General features: G+C 63.3%; 14 protein-coding genes. 11 read left to right on the top strand and 3 right to left on the bottom strand.

The window, feature by feature from the left end; translation table 11 throughout:
- Positions 1 to 11: 11 nt before the first annotated feature.
- The 7 genes from M1247_RS33840 (at position 12) to M1247_RS33870 (ending at position 9,119) form a co-directional block, all read left to right on the top strand.
- Positions 12 to 2,039: an oxidoreductase gene (locus M1247_RS33840; RefSeq protein WP_317160821.1), complete on the top strand. Its 2,028-nt coding sequence runs from the start codon at positions 12 to 14 to the stop codon at positions 2,037 to 2,039.
- Positions 2,036 to 3,196 (top strand): MFS transporter, encoded by a 1,161-nt coding sequence (locus M1247_RS33845; RefSeq protein WP_317160822.1) that lies wholly within the window; start codon positions 2,036 to 2,038, stop codon positions 3,194 to 3,196. The genes M1247_RS33840 and M1247_RS33845 overlap by 4 nt, the downstream gene beginning before the upstream one ends.
- A gap of 126 nt (positions 3,197 to 3,322) precedes the next feature.
- Positions 3,323 to 4,675, top strand: coding sequence for a histidinol dehydrogenase (hisD, locus tag M1247_RS33850; RefSeq protein WP_317160823.1), 1,353 nt, complete (start codon positions 3,323 to 3,325; stop codon positions 4,673 to 4,675).
- A gap of 13 nt (positions 4,676 to 4,688) precedes the next feature.
- Positions 4,689 to 5,240 carry a VOC family protein gene (locus M1247_RS33855; protein ID WP_317160824.1) on the top strand — a complete coding sequence of 184 codons (552 nt, stop codon included), beginning with the start codon at positions 4,689 to 4,691 and terminating at the stop codon, positions 5,238 to 5,240.
- Entirely contained in the window at positions 5,231 to 6,649 is a 1,419-nt protein-coding gene (locus tag M1247_RS33860; RefSeq protein WP_317160825.1) for an aspartate ammonia-lyase, read from the top strand. Before M1247_RS33855 ends, M1247_RS33860 begins: the two co-directional genes overlap by 10 nt.
- 14 nt (positions 6,650 to 6,663) lie before the next feature.
- Entirely contained in the window at positions 6,664 to 7,332 is a 669-nt protein-coding gene (locus M1247_RS33865; protein WP_317160826.1) for a ThuA domain-containing protein, read from the top strand.
- A 233-nt stretch (positions 7,333 to 7,565) separates the two neighbouring features.
- Positions 7,566 to 9,119: an APC family permease gene (locus M1247_RS33870; RefSeq protein ID WP_317160827.1), complete on the top strand. Its 1,554-nt coding sequence runs from the start codon at positions 7,566 to 7,568 to the stop codon at positions 9,117 to 9,119.
- Between the two features lie 28 nt (positions 9,120 to 9,147).
- Here the strand turns inward: M1247_RS33870 and M1247_RS33875 are convergent, their stop codons facing one another.
- From M1247_RS33875 to M1247_RS33885, 3 genes are all read right to left on the bottom strand, one after another.
- Positions 9,148 to 10,332: a Cmx/CmrA family chloramphenicol efflux MFS transporter gene (locus M1247_RS33875; RefSeq protein WP_317160918.1), complete on the bottom strand. Its 1,185-nt coding sequence runs from the start codon at positions 10,330 to 10,332 to the stop codon at positions 9,148 to 9,150.
- Positions 10,333 to 10,518: 186 nt separating this feature from the next.
- Positions 10,519 to 11,586 (bottom strand): LacI family DNA-binding transcriptional regulator, encoded by a 1,068-nt coding sequence (locus tag M1247_RS33880; protein WP_317160828.1) that lies wholly within the window; start codon positions 11,584 to 11,586, stop codon positions 10,519 to 10,521.
- A 59-nt stretch (positions 11,587 to 11,645) separates the two neighbouring features.
- Positions 11,646 to 12,479, bottom strand: a complete 834-nt coding sequence (locus M1247_RS33885; RefSeq protein WP_317160829.1) for a mycofactocin-coupled SDR family oxidoreductase — start codon at positions 12,477 to 12,479, stop codon at positions 11,646 to 11,648.
- A 319-nt stretch (positions 12,480 to 12,798) separates the two neighbouring features.
- Here M1247_RS33885 and M1247_RS33890 point away from each other — a divergent pair, with 319 nt between their 5' ends.
- The 4 genes from M1247_RS33890 to M1247_RS33905 all read left to right on the top strand — a co-directional run bounded on the left by M1247_RS33890 (position 12,799) and on the right by M1247_RS33905 (position 17,101).
- On the top strand, positions 12,799 to 13,743 hold the full coding sequence (locus M1247_RS33890) for a VOC family protein (RefSeq protein ID WP_317160830.1): 945 nt from the start codon (positions 12,799 to 12,801) through the stop codon (positions 13,741 to 13,743).
- 374 nt (positions 13,744 to 14,117) lie between these two features.
- A complete protein-coding gene (locus tag M1247_RS33895; protein ID WP_317160831.1) occupies positions 14,118 to 14,924 on the top strand; it encodes an MlaE family ABC transporter permease in 807 nt (268 codons plus the stop codon).
- Complete coding sequence (locus M1247_RS33900) at positions 14,921 to 15,778, top strand: ABC transporter permease (RefSeq protein ID WP_410506991.1); 858 nt, start codon at positions 14,921 to 14,923, stop codon at positions 15,776 to 15,778. The genes M1247_RS33895 and M1247_RS33900 overlap by 4 nt, the downstream gene beginning before the upstream one ends.
- 3 nt (positions 15,779 to 15,781) lie before the next feature.
- Positions 15,782 to 17,101, top strand: coding sequence for an MCE family protein (locus tag M1247_RS33905; RefSeq protein ID WP_317160832.1), 1,320 nt, complete (start codon positions 15,782 to 15,784; stop codon positions 17,099 to 17,101).

The raw sequence follows: 17,101 nt of genomic DNA on the forward strand, positions 1-17,101 counted from the left end.
GAGAACAAGCAGTGACATCCACCGTGCCTTCCGAACTCAGCACCGATCCCATTCTCGCCCCGTTGTTCGAGCCGATCACCCTCGGCAACGTCGAGGTCCGCAACCGGGTGGTCATGACCGGCCACGGCACCGGCATGGCCAAGGACTACCTCCCCACCGACCAGCACGTCGCCTACTACCGGGAACGCGCGATCGGCGGCGCCGGGCTGATCGGTATGGCGTTCCCACAGATTCACCCCACCTCACAGGACGTACCCGGTGAGCCACGCGCCTGGCTGCCCGAAATCGTGCCGGGATTACGCAAGATCAGCGCCGCCGTACACGAATACGGCGCACGTATCGTCATGCAGCTCGGACACGGTGGACGGCAGGGACATTCGACATTCACTGAACGCGCTCTGTGGGGACCGTCAAACACCCCATGCCCGTTCAACCTGGAAATGCCAAAGGCCATGGAGAGCGAGGACATCGACGAGATCGTCGAAGCCCATGCCGTCGGCGCGCGGCATGCCAAACAGGGTGGCATGGACGGCGTCGAGATCCATTCCGGCTACGGCGGTTATCTGCTGGCATCGTTCCTCTCGCCGTTCTCCAATCACCGCGGCGACGAGTACGGCGGTTCTCTGGAGAATCGGATGCGCATCGTGATGCGGGTCATCGACGCCGTGCGTGCCGAGGTCGGCCCCGATTTCCTGGTTGGAATAAATCTGCAGGGCCACGACTTCAGTCCCGGTGGCCTGCAGACCGGCGATGCGCAGCAGATCGCGCAGGCGATCGCCGCGACCGGCAAGATCGACTACATCTGCGTCAAAGCCGCCACCTATCTCGCAGCGCACCAGAATGTGCCAGACATGCAGCACCCCAAGCGGATCTGGGAAGGCCTTGCGGCCGCGGTCAAGTCGGTCGTCGACATCCCGGTGATCGCAGTGGGCCGGATCAACGATCCGATGGACGCCGCGGACATCCTGCACCTCGGGCATGCCGACATGGTCGCGATGACGCGTCAGCAGATCGCCGATCCGGAGACCGTCAACAAGATGCGGCAGGGCCGGCTCGATGAGATCCGTCGCTGCATCGGCTGCAACCAGGGATGTATCGACCGGCTGTTCGCGGTCACGCATTCGTCCTGCGTGCACAATCCTGCCGCCGGTTATGAGCAGGAACTCGGGATCGGCACCCTGTCACAGTCGGCCACTCGGCGCCGAGTGGTGGTGATCGGGGCGGGTCCCGCCGGTATGAAGGCCGCAGAGATCGCTGCACGGCAGGGGCATGAGGTCATCCTCATCGAGCGTCGAACCCGCACCGGCGGCCAGCTGCGCATCGCCGCAAAGATCGAGGGACGTGGCGAGATCGCCGGAGTCATCGACCATCTCGACGTGATGGTCGCGAAGCACGGCGTGGATGTGCGGCTCGGGTGGTCACCGACCGCCGACGAGGTGCTGGCGCTGGATCCGGACCACATCGTGGTGGCCACCGGATCGGCCCCCGGAACCGATATCGTCGGCAATCTCGCGCAGGGCATCACCTGCACACCCGGCCTCGACCAGGACCATGTGCTGTCGGTCTGGGATGTGCTCGAGGAGAACGCGCCCGTCGGTCATCGGGTGGTGATCGTCGATGACGGCGAGGGTGGTTGGAAGGGCATCGGTCTGGCGCTACAGCTGACCGACACCGGCCACGACGTCGAGTTCGTGACGCCGCTACCGTATATCGGCGCCAAGCTCGGACCGTTCAGTGCGAACCTTGCGGTGCCGCGAATCCATCGGTCCGGCATGACGACTCACCCGTTCACCACCGTGACCGCAATCGATGCAGGCACCGTTCACATCACCGAGAAGACGGTTCCCGCCACCATCGGCAACGTCGACACCGTCATTCTGGCCGGCTGGCACCGTCCCGTGACGGACCTGTACTTCGCGCTGAAGAACCGCGGTGTGGTCGTGGAGCGGATCGGTGATGCGATCGCCAGTCGCACCATGCTGGAAGCGGTCCACGAAGGTGAGCGGGCCGCGCGACGTATCGCTGCCACCACGGGGTGACCCACACCGACGAGCATCGACCCGTGCGCGGCCGGTTGGCGGTGTTCGCGCTGTTCGTATCGTTCGGGATCGTGCTCGCCACCTGGGCAGTGCACCTCCCGGCGTTGCAACGGGCGAGCGGGTTGTCGACGTCGGGGTTGGGCACGGTGTTGTTCGTCGTGGGCGTCGGAGCACTGGGTGGGATGCAGCTGTGCGGACCGCTCACCGACAAGTTCGGTACCGCGCCCGTGGCCGCCGTTGCCGGTGCTGCCATGGCACTGGCGGTTGTCGCCCCACTCGCGATGACCACTCCGCTGCACGTGGGTCTGGGCGCATTGGTGTTCGGCTTCGCGACCGGCAGTGCCGACGTTTCGATGAATGCGGCGGCCGTCAGTATCGAACGCGACTACGGCCGGCCGATCATGGCGTCGTTTCACGCGGTGTTCTCCGTCGGCACGGTCATCGGATCACTGCTGGGGGCGGCCGGTTACGCAGCCGACGTCCCCGTTCTGGCTGCGGTGGCCACGGTGAGTGCCGGCTGCGTCGGGCTCGTCGGTTCCGCCCGGTTGATGCTGCGCGGCCGGGTCGACCCGGCGCCTGGTCCGGGCGCGTCGCCGCAGGCCGGACGTCCGGCGCGGGGTCGCGTCCTGATCCTCGGCGTGTTGGCATTCCTGTTGCTGCTCTCAGAGGGTTCGGCGATGGACTGGGCCAGCGTGCACGCCCAACAGCACTGGGATGCGTCACCGGCATTGGGCACCATGGCGTTTGGCGCGTTTGTCACCGCGATGACAGTCAGCCGGTTCGTCATCGACCGCCTCGCGCAGCGGCTGGGTCCAGTTGCGGTGCTCCGGTGGGGGTGCCTGCTGGCAGCTGTGGGTGTCGCGACCGTGATCGTCGCGCCGAATCTACAGGTCAGCCTGCTCGGGTGGATCCTGTTCGGAGTGGGGCTTTCCGGCGGGGTCCCGCAGGTTTTCACCGCCGCAGGAAACCTCGACGGTGCCGCCGGTCGTGTGCTGTCCCGGGTCGTCGGTGTCGGGTACCTCGCGATCCTGGCCGGACCGGCAGTGATCGGATGGATCGGCGAAGCCAGCTCGCTCAACGCCGCGTTCGTAGTGCCATTGTGTGCGGTCCTCGCCGGTGCCGCGGCGGCGGCGGTGGTGGCGCCCGGACGACGTTGACCCAACATATTGGCATGACTGTGCAGAGTTTTTCCGATCTTTTGCACATCGTGGGTCTGCCGCCCCGATCCGATGAGCCCAAGACTGGAATCACAACCACAGCAGCTCAGTTCAAGGAGAGATTCGGTGTCGGTCATTCTCAAAGCGTCTACCGCGCAGGTCGGCACACCGCACAAGAGCAACACCAAAGTCGTCGAAACCGTCGCCAATGTTCTTCATGACATTCGCACCGACGGTGACGCAGCGGTGCGCAGGTACTCCCAGCAGTTCGACGGCTGGGCACCGGGGGGCTTTCGGATCACGGAGGACCAGATCGCCAAGATCATGGCTGATCTGCCCGGCACGGTGATCGAAGACCTGTCGTTCGTGCAGCAGCAGGTCCGCAACTTCGCTCAAGCCCAACGTGACGCGATGCTCGACATCGAGATCGAGACACTGCCGGGTGTGCGGCTGGGACACAAGCACGTGCCGGTCGCGGCCTCGGGCGCCTATGTGCCGGGCGGACGGTATCCGTTGACGGCGTCGGCCCACATGACCGTGGTCACCGCGAAGGTCGCCGGAGTCGAACGGGTGGCGGCCACCACGCCGCCCAATGCGGGTACCCCACCGTCGATCAGCGTCGCGGCGATGCATTTGGCCGGCGCCGACGAGATCTACGTACTGGGCGGTGTGCAGGCGATCGGCGCCCTGGCGCTGGGAACCGAGACCATTTCGCCGGTGAACCTGCTGACGGGTCCTGGTAACGCCTACGTCGCCGAGGCCAAGCGGCAGCTGTTCGGGGAGGTCGGCATCGATCTGTTCGCCGGCCCGACCGAAGTGCTGATCATCGCCGACGACACGGCTGATCCGTTCGTGGTCGCCGCAGACCTGTTGAGCCAGGCTGAGCACGGGCTGGACTCGCCGTGCGTGCTGGTGACGACGTCGGAGCGGGTGGGGCGGGCGACGATTGTCGAGGTGTCGCGCCAGTTGCAGAACCTGCCGACCGGGGCGGTTGCCGAGGTGTCCTGGGAGAACCACGGTGAAGTCCACCTCGTCGACAGCCTCGAAGACGCGTTCGCGATCGGGGATCAGTTCGCGAGTGAGCATGTCCAGATTCTTACTGCCGAACCCCGTCGCGCCTTGAGCGCGATGCGCGACTACGGTGCGTTGTTCCTAGGTGAGAAAACCTGTGTGTCGTTCGGCGACAAGGTAATCGGCACCAATCACGTACTACCCACCCTCGGGGCCGCCCGCTACACCGGGGGCCTGTGGGTGGGTAAGTTCCTCAAGACGGTCACCTATCAGGAGATCACCAGTGCGGAGTCCAGCGCCGACCTCGGTCGCATCTGCGGACGTGCCGCCCGGCTGGAGAACTTCGAGGGCCACGCCCGCTCCGCCGACGTGCGCGCAGCGAAATACGGTGGGGATGTGTTGAACTGGAGCAACCACCGGTTCGCTGACGAACTTGCCGCGACACCGGGCGTGCGCAGCGAAGCGTAGAGAAGGACAACAGATGAGTGAGCGCAATCAGCCGAAAGTACCGACCCTACGAGCGGTGGACCATGTCGCCTACACCGTTCCCGACCTCGATCAGGCCGTCAGCTTCTTCGTCGAACATTTCGGCGCCGAACTGATCTACACAGACGGTCCGTTCGTCGACGGGCAGTCCGACGGCATGAGACGCCGGCTCAACGTGGACCCCGCGGCGCGGTGCACGATTGCGATGATCCGCATCGGCAAACACCACAACGTCGAGTTGTTCGAATACGACGCACCTGAGCAGCAGACGACCCTGCCGCGTAACAGTGACATCGGCGGACATCACCTGGGCTTCTACGTCGACGACATCGACGCCGGATACGAGTATGTAGCGGCCATTCCGGGCGTTGTCGTGCAAGAGGGCCCCAACGACGTCGATCCCACGGCACCGGTGGCCGGTCAACGCTGGTTCTATTTCCAGACCCCGTGGGGGATGCAGCTGGAGCTGACGTCGTACGGCCCGCCAGGGTTCTACGACGGCCTGCCCAGCGCTGCGATGGCCCGCCCGAGTTTGACATGGCGGTAGCCGTCCGCGACGAGCACGATTCTCTGGGTCGGCGTGAGGTACCGACGTCCGCCTACTACGGTGTCCATACGGCGCGCGCCTTGCAGAACTTTCCGATCTCGGGTATTCCGCTGTCGCGGTACCCGTCCTTCGTCGATGCACTCGCCGCGGTGAAGCTGGCTGCCGCGGACACCAATCATCAACTCGGCCTCCTCGATCGTGAACGCGCTGAGGCGATTGCGGCGGCATGCATCGAGATCCGCGGCGGAGCGCTGCACGAACAGTTCGTCGTCGACGTGATTCAGGGCGGCGCCGGAACGTCGACGAACATGAATGCCAACGAGGTGATCGCCAACCGTGCGCTGGAGCTGATGGGATCTGCCCGCGGCGACTATGAGCGGTTACATCCACTCGAACACGTCAACCGCAGCCAAAGCACCAACGACGTCTATCCCACCGCGATAAAGGTGTCGCTGCAGGTTCAGATCGCCGCCCTGCAGACCACCCTGCTCGAGCTGGCCGGCGCATTTGCGGGGAAGGCCGAAGAATTCTCGACGGTGCTGAAGATGGGCCGAACCCAGTTGCAGGACGCCGTCCCGATGACACTCGGTCAGGAGTTCAGCACCTATGCGGTGATGCTGACCGAGGACGCCGACCGGCTGTCGGAAGCGGCCCGGCTGGTTGCGGAAATCAACCTCGGCGGTACGGCCATCGGAACCGGGCTCAACGCACATCCACGCTACGCCGCGCTGGTCTGCGCAAAATTGGGCGACATCACCGGATTCCCACTTTCCACGGCAAGTAATCTGGTGGAGGCGACGCAGGATGTCGGCGCGTTCGTCCAGGTATCGGGCGTGCTCAAACGCACGGCGCTGAAGTTGTCGAAGATCTGCAACGATCTGCGCCTGTTGTCGTCAGGGCCCAGATCGGGCTTCAACGAGATCAACCTGCCTGCGGTGCAAGCGGGTTCAAGCATCATGCCGGGGAAGGTGAACCCGGTGATCCCCGAGGCGGTGAACCAGGTGGCCTTCGAGATCGTCGGCAACGATGTCACGATCAGCATGGCCGCGGAGGCAGGGCAATTGCAGCTCAACGCGTTTGAACCGATCATCGCCCATTGCCTGTTCCAGTCGCTGAACCACCTGAACGCGGCCTGCCGGACGCTGCTTGACCGGTGCGTTGTCGGGATCACCGCCAACCCTGAGCGCCTGTACGAGTCGGTGACCAACTCCATCGGTGTCATCACCGCGCTGAGCCCGTACCTCGGCTATGCCACGTCGGCCCGGATTGCCAAGTCGGCGTTGGAAACCGGCCGTACGATCCCCGACCTGGTGGTCCAAGAGGAACTGTTGAGCGCTGAACGGGTGGCCCAGTTGTTGGCACCCGAGTCCCTCGTCGGACCAAGTGCGGTGAACGACACATATCCATAGAAAGATATTCGCGCATGACAAATGTTCTGTACCTGTACGGCGGATGGCCCGGCCACAGCCCCTACAACATCGCTGAGTGGACCCGTGGCCTGGTAGGTGAGCTCGGCTTCAACCTCGAAGAGTGCCAGGACATCTTCACCCTCGACCGCGATCTCACCGGTTACGACCTGATCATTCTTGGCTGGAACAACGCACTGACCACCGAAGACCTGTCGGACTCACAGGAAGATCATTTGCTGGCCGCCGTCGAGTCCGGTACCGGCATCGCCGCCTGGCACGGTGCGGCTGCAGCATTTCGGTCCAGCTTGCGCTACCACCTGATGCTCGGCGGTGACTTCCTGGCGCATCCTGCCGGCGAGGGCTACCCCCAGCCGTACGAGGTGAGCATCGTCGATCGCGAACACGAGGTGACCCGCGGAGTCGACGACTTCCCGGTGGCCTCCGAGCAGTACTACATGAGCGTCGATCCCAACAACGTGGTGCTGGCCGAAACCACGTTCAACGGAGAGCATTTCGCGTGGCTGGACGGGCTGAAGAGCCCAGTCGCCTGGGTGCGGCAGTGGGGCGAGGGTCGTGTCTTCTATCACTCGATCGGTCACGGCCCGCAGGATCTCGCGGGCGCCGACGTGCGCAGGTTGACCAAACAGGGCATCGCCTGGGCTGCTCGACGAGAGATGCCCTGAACTGCACTTTTACCGTCGTTTTATGGGGAAACGCGGCGTCTGACGACTACCCGCAATGAGAAATCCAATTGCGGTTCCTTGCACGAATTGGGTCTGCCTGCACCAGGTACGGTCCATCAGAATTCATGTGTGGCCGCAGTCACAGGGCCCGGATTACCGCACCGCATCGATGCGACCTGCCGATGCCACGCACACAGCCGATGGACACAAATCCTGAGTCGAGGAGAGACCGCATGACAGTGACAAATGGGGGTAAGCCGCTCAGCGGCGACGACGCCCATCTACGGGCGTTGGGATACGAGGAGAAATTCGAGCGAAAGATCGGTACCTGGTCAAACTTCGCGCTCGGGTTTCTCTACCTGTCACCCATGGTGGGTGTGCTCTCGATGTTCACCCAGGCGCTCACCACCGCGGGTCCGCCGTCCATCCTGTGGCTGGTGGTCGCTGCCGCAGGCCAGCTGTTGGTTGCGATGGTATTCGGTGAAATCGTCTCGCAGTTCCCGATTGCCGGCGGTCTCTATCAATGGGCACGTCGACTGTGGAACGGGCCCTACGCCTGGATCATGTCGTGGATTTACATCGCAGGCATCATCGTCGGATGCACCACCACCGCGATGTTCAGTGCAGATTTCGTGCTGGCGCTGTTCAATTCGGACTCCAGCATCTCTTCCACCCCGTTGCAGAAGCTGCTCATTGCCACGGTGTTGGTGTTGATCTGTCTGGTGCTCAACGCCACTGGCTCGAAGATGCTGGCGACCATCGCCAAGGTCGGCCTGGCAGCCGAGGTCGCCGGTATCGTCGTGGTCGGCCTGTACCTGCTGATCTTCTCCCGCGAGAACAGTTTCTCGGTGTTGTTCGACACCATGGGCACTGGTAACAACGGCGACTACATGAGCGCGTTCGCGACCGCGGCCATCATCGGGCTGGTCCTGTACTACGGCTTCGAGGCGTGCGGCGAAGTCGCAGAGGAGACCCCGAACCCGAGCCGGACGATCCCGCGCTCGATGATGCTCACGGTCATCCTCGGTGGAATCGCAGCGTTGTTCGCGTTCATCGGCTATATCCTGGCCGCTCCGAATCTTCAGCCGATCGTCAATGGTGAAGTGGCCAACCCGATCACAGCGATTCTGCTCGACAATTTCGGGCCGGTCGGGACCAAGATCTTCCTGGTCATTGCGCTCACCTCGTTCCTGGCATGCGTCATGGGTCAGCAGGCCGCAGGGAGCCGGCTGATCTTCTCCTTCGCCCGCGACGACATGTTCCCCGGTAGTGCGATCTTCAAGAAGATCTCGGGCCGAAAGGTTCCCGTCAACTCGATCATCGCGGTGGCGTTCGTGCCGATCTGCCTGTTCGTGCTGTTGTACTTCCTGCCCGATGCGTTGTTCCGGGTGGCCGCCTTCCAGATGCTGGCCGGCTACTTCGCCTTCCAGATGGTGGTGTTCGCGTCCCTGCGGGCCCGTGCCAAGGGTTGGAACCCCGGCGGCAGCTGGACCCTGGGTAAGTGGGGCTGGCCGGTCAGCATCGGAGCGCTCCTCTACGGGGTGCTGTCTATGATCGTGCTGGCCCGCCCCAACGGCGATCCCAGCCTGCACTTCTTCGATCGCTGGATCGCGCTCACCGGGTTCATCGTCGTGGCCGCTGTAGGCCTGATCTACATGGTCATCGCCAAGCCGTACCAAAAGTCGACGGCTCCCGAGGGGGACGCCATCGAGATCGCCAGGGTACTGCGGGAACACCGCGCCGTGGCCGGAACACCGGCCAGGGAATCGGTCTCGGCGTCAGAGTAGCGTCAGGATTCAGTAAGCCCCGCCGCGATCACCGGCGGGGCTTACTGTGTGGTGCGACGAACCGCAGCTGCGGCAACACGATGAGCAATGCGAGAGCGACGAGAACACTGCTGACCCATACCGGGCCGACTGCACCCGCGCGGAGTGCCGCCGCTGCCATAACGGGACCACCGGCTGCGCCGATATTCAGCGCGGCCGTCGCGTATGCCCCACCCATCGTGGGGGCGCCCGCCGCCTCATAAAGCACCCGCGCGATCAGAGTGCTGCCCAACAAGAAGGACAATGCGCCTTGTACGAAAACCAGGAGTAGCAGGGGCAGCGGATGTGCCGCGAGGAGCGCGAGCGCGACCCAACCGAGCAAAAGCAACGAGCCGCCGACCCCGATCACTTTGGCGGGGTGACGATCTGAGATCCGTCCGGCAACTGTGACACCGACAAATGACCCGAAGCCGAAGAGCACCAGTACGATCGATATCCACGGCTGGCCGAGGCCGGCGGTGTCGGTCACGATCGGGGCCAAGAAGGTGAACGTCGCGAAAGTAGCCCCGTTGACCAGCGCCCCGAGAAACATGACGAGAGCAAGCCTGATTCTCGCCAGCTGCGCGACCTCGGAACGCAGAGACGGGCACGCCCAGGCTCTCTTGGGTGCACGGTGGCCGGCCGTTGCGGGGCGTACCGGGATGGCCTTCATGATGCCGAACACAGCGGGAAGACACAGCAGCGCTATCGCCCAGAAGGTCGCCCGCCAGCCGAGCAAGGTACCGAGCATCGCGCCACCCGGCACCCCCGCGATGATGGCCACCGTCGTCCCTGAGAGCAGCACTGCCAACGCGCGGCCTTTCTGGTCGACCGGGACGAGCGTGGCCGCCGCGCTCAGCGCCACGGCGAGAAAGCCGGCGTTGGCCAGGGCGGCGACCGCCCGTGTGACCAGTAGCATCGCGAAACTCGTTGTGAGAGCACCCATGATGTGCATCCCGACGAATGTCAGCACGAAACCCAGCAGACTCGCCCGGACGGGCCACCGGCGTGCGAGCGCTGCCATGAGCGGCGCACCGACGACCATCCCCGCCGCGAACGCCGAGGTCAGAAGTCCGGCCGCCCCGACCGACACATCGAGACCGGTGGCGATGTCAGGCACCAGACCGGCGAGCATGAACTCCGAAGTGCCCATGGCGAACACCGACAGGGCAAGTAGGTACAGCGAAAGAGGCATCGAGAACTCCGAGGTGAGAGCGAACGAGAAGGTAGACATCTCGTCACCGCGGTCAACGCTCCAGGCGCGCTATGAGTTCAGCGGTTCAGGGGGCTGACGGCGTGACCGGCAACCCCCACCTTGGATGCTTCGGGGCTCGACATGACGCGAACACTAAGTCAGTGACCGGTCGTTACGCAAACGGATTCAGCGGGCGGGTCCGGTGCTCGTTCGCACGACCAATTCGGTGGGCTTGACCGAACGGCGACGCGAACGGCCGTCGATCAGATCCAACAGGATGGTCGCCGCAGCCTTCCCCTTCTCGCGCAGTGGCTGATGGATCGTGGTCAGCCCCACCAGATCTGCGATCGGGGCGTCGTCGAATCCGATCACCGACACCTGCCCGGGAATCGAAATACCCTTGTGTTCGAGAACTTTCATCGCCGCGACGGCATGAACGTCGGAGGTCGCCACGATCGCGGTCGGCGCATCGCTACCGGCGATCAGTTCCTGGGCGGCAATCATGCCGCTCGCCATGTCGATGTCGGCGGCTTCCACCAGCCTTGCCCGGATAGCGCGTCGACCGGCGCCTGCTACCGCATCGCGGTAACCGGCCAGTCGGTCCTGCAGGTATGTCTCGCGGACGTCCTCGATGTCGGAAAGTGCCCGGCAGCCGGGGACGGTCTCTGGCCCGAGCCGGTCGGACAGGATGCCGATATTGCGATGCCCCAGGGCCAGCAGATGATTCAGCTGAGCTGCGCCGGCCGCCCGGTGGTCGACGGTGACATACGGGATGTTGGGCAGCCGGGGAGAGTCGATCGCCACCGCGGGTATCCGCCGGGCGAGGATGGCCTCGACAACCGGATGTTCGTTGGGCAGGCAGTGCATGACCACCCCGTCTACGAGCCCGCGCAGCACCGCCGGCTGAACGGGCCGCGGAAGTCCCGAAGTCACCGCGGTCCGTGCCACGGGCAGCAACGTCAGGGCGACATCGGCGAGTTCACCGACCTCCACGATGCCCTTCAACAGCAGCGCGGTGGACGGATCCTCGACCGCGGAGGCGAGCGAACCCGGTACCAGGACGCCGAGTGTCCCGATTCGGCCAAGGCGCAGACTGCTGCCGGCGATGTTCGGCCCCGTGTAGCCCAATTGAGCGGCCACCGCGAAGATCTGCTCGCGTTGCTTTGCCGACACCCGTCCGGAGCCGCTGTAGGCGTAGGACACGGAGGCCTGAGAAACGCCTGCTGCTTTGGCGACGTCTTTCATCGTGACCATGTGGCTGCTCTCTTGTCGGACTGCGAACAAAGAGTAGCTTGGGCCGCAGAGCAGTTCGTTCAGGACTTCACGATGAATCCGGCGTCGATGACGAGCGGGGTGGCCGTGATGTAGCGGCCAGGCTCGGTGACCAGATAGAGAATCGCGTTGCTGACATCCTGCGGCTCGATCCACGGCACCGGCAGGATGTGGGTGCCGCTGAACGTGTCGATCACGTCGTCGCGGGTGGGCTTGTCCAGGTCCGGCCGGAACAGTCCGTAGACAAAGTCGTTGTTGATCATGTGGGTGTCGACGCACGTCGGATTGACCGAGTTGACGCGGATGTTGTACCGCCCGAGTTCGCGCGCCAGCGAGGTCATGAGCCCGGTGACACCATGTTTGGCAGCCGCGTAGGACGAGATGTTCTCTGCGCCCTTGATGGCCTCGGTCGAACCGATGAACACGATCGAGCCGCCCTGCTTCTGGGCGATCAGCGTGGGGATGGCGGCCTTGACCGTGTGGAATACCCCGTTGAGGTTGATGTCGACCATCTCCCGCCAGTCCTGCGGGCTGATCTCCCAGGTCTTGGCGCCCGAACAGATGCCGGCATTCGGAATGACGATGTCCACGCGGCCGAATTGTTCGATACCCCGGTCGAATACGGCTTTCACCTGGTCGTAGTGGCGGGTATCGGCGACCTCGGCGATGATCTGGCTGCCAGTCTCCTTGACCTGGCGGACAGTCTCCTGCAGGTCCTCCTGGGTTGACCCGGGGTAGGCGGTTGTCGACACCTTCGCGCAGAGATCGAGGCCGATGATGTCGGCGCCTTCGCGTGCCAGGGTCAAGGCATGCGAGCGGCCCTGTCCGCGTGCGATTCCGGTGATGAACGCGACTTTGCCGTCAAGCTGTCCCATGGAAACCTCCTCGTCAGGTTGGGCGGTGATGCTGGTGAATCGTATCACCAGCCGGACAGGCGCAGAAGGTATGCACCGCGGTTTAACTGCGGTGATACGGTTCATCAACGGGCAGCATGTGGCCGAGCCATCGAGTGTCTGCGCGGCAGCCTGCAGGTTCGCCACAGCAGTCGCAGCACCTCGGCCACGGCCTTCGAAGCGGACGTTTCACGGGTAGGCAACCGCACCGTCATTGCGGTAAACCTCGCGTAGTATCGATACTTTGTGAATAATCGATGTCTATGGAATTCTCGGCGACGTTCGAAAGGATGGACAGGCTGTGGCACTGCACCGACTGAACCAGATCACCGTGGGTGTTCCTGACGTCATCACGACGGGCGCCTACTACCGTGACTTCGGCCTCACAGAAGCACCTTCTGATGCGGCGGGACAGAGAGCGCTCGCGTTCGCGACCGTTGATGGTGGGGAACAGCTCCGAATCGTGCCAAGTGACCATCGGAAGTTGCTGGAGCTGCGGATCGGTGCAGACGGACCGGATGACATCGACCGAATCGCGAGGTCGCTGGCACATTTGGAGATCCCGTCGGAGCGTTCCACAGACAGTATCCGCGCGGTCGATTCGGGTACCGAGCTCGCGGTCATCGTCGAGGTCGCACCGCGCATGAGCCAAACTCCCACGCCGACTCCGGCCTACAACGCTCCCGGCGTGCCGGCCCGCGCCGATTCACGGGCTCCCGGTATCGAACGAGATGAGGCGGTGAAGCCCCGAAAGCTCGGGCATGTGGTGATCGGTTCGACCGATCAGCCGGGCTCGCAGCGATTCTTTGGTGACGGACTCGGGTTGAAGGTCAGTGACCAAGTGCCGGGGCTTGCGGCGTTCATGCGGTGCTCCACCGACCATCACAACGTGTTGGTACAGAAAGCGCCCGTCGCCTTTCTCCACCACACTGCTTGGGAAGTCGACGATGTCGACGAAGTCGGTCGCGGTGCTACCGCGATGCTCGAAGGTCACCCTGAGCGACACGTCTGGGGACTGGGGCGCCACCACGTCGGATCCAACTTCTTCTGGTACCTGCGAGACCCCGCGGGCAACTTCTCTGAGTACTACTCGGACCTGGACTGCATTGTCGACGATGCACTGTGGAAGCCAGGCGTTTTCGAGGGCATGCGTGGCCTCTACAACTGGGGTCCTTCCGTGCCGCCGTCGTTCTTGGCGCCCGAAGATCTCGCCGATCTCATGACCCAGGAGCACGGTCCTCGATGATGGACTCCGCTGTCGCCTGAGCGCTGAAAACTGTTGGGCGATGCGGACATCGCTGATGCGGTCGTCGACGACAGGAATCGTTGCCAGCTCGCTACCCGGGCTTCTGCGAAAAGCGGCGCAGCCGTTGCGATTCGCGGATAGCCGCTGACGTGACGCGGACCATAGTGTTCAGGCGGTTGCCACAGACCGCACAGTGCGTTGAGGCGGAGAACCATCGCAACCGTCACCGATCGATTTGGTACCTGCTCGGCCGAGGGTGGGGAGACGCGCCGCCCTGTCGCGGAGAGCATTGTGAAACTGACTATTGCCAAATAATCGATTAAATCTAGAATCATCGGGTAAGAAGGGGTGGAGTCGTTGCCGAGAGGAGGGAGATGTCGTTGAAATCCAGCACTTCACACAGACAGCGGCCATCGTGGGTCGCCAGCCCGCTGCTCAACCCGGTGCGCACGACCGGCGAATTCTTCGCGCTGGTCCTTGACATCTTCGTCACCATGTTCAGGTCACCCTTTGCATGGCGTGAGTTCCTCGGTCAAACCTGGTTCGTCGCACGAGTGTCGCTCACGCCCGGTCTTGTCCTTGCGCTGCCGTTTGTGGTGCTCGCCGTATTCACCGTGAACGTGCTTCTCGTCGAATTTGGTGCAGCCGACTTTTCCGGCGCCGGAGCCTCTCTCGCCGCAGTGAATCAGTTGGGACCGCTGGTCACCGTGCTCGTCGTCGCAGGGGCCGGCGCCACGGCCATGTGCGCGGACTTAGGGGCACGGACGATCCGGGAAGAGCTCGACGCGATGCGCGTCATGGGAATCGATCCCATACAGGCACTGGTTGTGCCTCGCGTCCTGGCGGCGACGGTAGTCGCGTTCCTGCTTTCATCCCTGGTTACGTTGACGGGGCTTACCGGTGGGTTCTTCTTTGCCGTCCTCATTCAGCACGTCACGCCAGGCGCGTTTGTCGCTGGAATGACGGTCATCACCGGCCTGAGCGATGTTCTCGTGTCCATGGTCAAGGCGACACTATTCGGATTAACTGCGGGACTTATCGCTTGCTACAAGGGAATCAACGTCAAGGCTGGGCCGGCATCGGTCGGTAACGCAGTCAATGAAACGGTGGTCTTCGCCTTTGTCTTCCTACTTCTCATCAACGCGGTTCTCACCGCAATCGGATTCGCGGTAGCCAAGTGAGCTTTTACGCCACCATACGTTCGCAATACCCGCGCAGCGCCCGCATGCTCGGCGATGCCAGGGCGAAATGGGTAGACCTGGGCGAGCAGGCTCGGTTCTATGGGGCCACGGTGGCCTCATTCAGAGACGTGCTCACCAAATACCCCTCTGAACTACTACGCCAGGTCGCCTCAATGAGCCTCGGCACCGGTGCGCTTGCGGTCATCGGTGGCACCGTAGCGATCGTCGCATTCATGACTATGTCAACAGCGGCGGCCGGCGCGAGTCAGTTCTACAGCAACCTGTCGCAAGTGGGTGTCGAGGCGCTCAACGGCTTTGCCGCTGCCTTCGCCAACACCCGGATCGTCACCCCGACGACGGCCGCCGTCGCATTCGCGGCGACCATCGGTGCCGGTGCTACCGCGCAACTCGGCGCCATGAGGATCAGCGAGGAGATTGATGCACTGGAGGTGATGGGCATCAGGGCCATCGCCTACCTCGCGTCGACACGTGTTGCCGCCGCCATCATCGTCGCGATGCCGATCTACTTCGTTGCCCTGCTGATGGCATTTGTTGCGGGAAGGGTTATCACCACGGTGTTCTACGGGCAGTCCGGCGGGGTCTACACGCATTACTTCGACACATTTTTCATCGCGGAAGACGCAATAAAGTCATTCGTTGTCACTATCGCCGAAGTGATCGTGATAATGCTCATCCACACGTACTACGGCTTTACCGCGTCCGGCGGTCCCGCGGGCGTCGGGGAAGCCGTCGGACGGGCGACACGCGCGTCGCTTGTCGCCTCTGGCTTCATCATCATGTTCGTCACTCTGGCGCTCTTCGGTCAGACCGGCAGCTTCAATTTCTCGGGTTGACCGGTGACTACATCCGCCCGATCTTCTCGCATCCCCGCCGAATGGCTCGCCGCGATACTCGTGATGGCGATCTTCGCGAGCATTGCGCTATGTGCGGCCGCATTCACACACTCCTTCAATTCAGCCGTACAGGTGACATTGAAGTCCGACCGCGCCGGACTGGTTATGGAGCCCAATGCCAAGGTCAAGATGCGCGGTGTGCAGGTTGGCCGGGTTGAGACCATCGCGGCCAGCCTGGAAAACGTTTCTCTGCGCCTCGACATAGACGCCGATCAGATCCCCCACATCCCTGCGAACATAGCCGCCAGGGTCAATGCGACCACACTGTTCGGGGCGAAATACGTGGAGTTGATCTACCCGAGCGAGCCCAGCCCCGAACGGTTGTCTGCCGGCGCAGTGATCAGATCAGAGAACGTCACGGTCGAGGTGAACACCGTCTTCCAGAATCTGGTGAACCTACTCAAGCACATCGATCCGGCAAAGCTCAATTCCGTGCTGTCGGCGCTCGACGAGGGTCTTGCCGGGCAAGGGCAGCAGATCGGTACCTCGATTACCGACGCGAATCAGGTTCTGCTGGCGTTGAATCCACGTGCCGATGTGGCGCGCGACGATTGGATCGCGTTGAAGCAGGTGAGCGACGCCTACGGTGCCGCTGCGCCCGACGTTCTCAAGTTCCTCTCTGCTGCAAGCGTGACCAGCACCACGATCGTGGATAAGAGCAAGCAATTCGATGCTCTGCTGCTCGCGGCCGCAGGGTTCGCCGAAAGCGGTACCAGCGCCCTCGCACCGGCGAAGGACAATCTCGTGAGAGCGGTGAACCTCCTCGAACCGACAACCACTCTGCTGATGAAATACAACCCGGAACTCACGTGCCTACTGGTGGGTGCTGAGGTCGCACTGCCATTCCATGAGGCAGCGGTAGGGGGTGCCAACGGCAAATCCCTATTGATGGACGCCGCACTCCTCCTGGGTGATGACCCATACAAGTACCCGGACAACCTGCCTGTCGTGCGCGCTACGGGAGGCCCCGGCGGTAAACCCGGATGTGGGTCGCTGCCCGATGTCGCCAAGAATTTTCCTGTCCGGAACCTGATCACGGATACCGGATGGGGCACCGGTCTGGACAATCGGCCGAATCCCGGTATCGGATTCCCAGGTTGGGCCAACTATCTGCCCGTGACCCGTGGTGTGCCAGAGCCTCCGGTGATCCGCAACACCGAGGGCGGTCCGGCGCCGGGACCAGTTCCTTACCCGGGTGCACCGCCCTACGGTGCGCCGATGTACGGACCCACTCCACCGACCGCAGCACACGAGGGAGGTTGA

It is taken from the genome of Mycobacterium appelbergii (assembly GCF_032883035.1).
Classification (GTDB): domain Bacteria; phylum Actinomycetota; class Actinomycetes; order Mycobacteriales; family Mycobacteriaceae; genus Mycobacterium; species Mycobacterium appelbergii.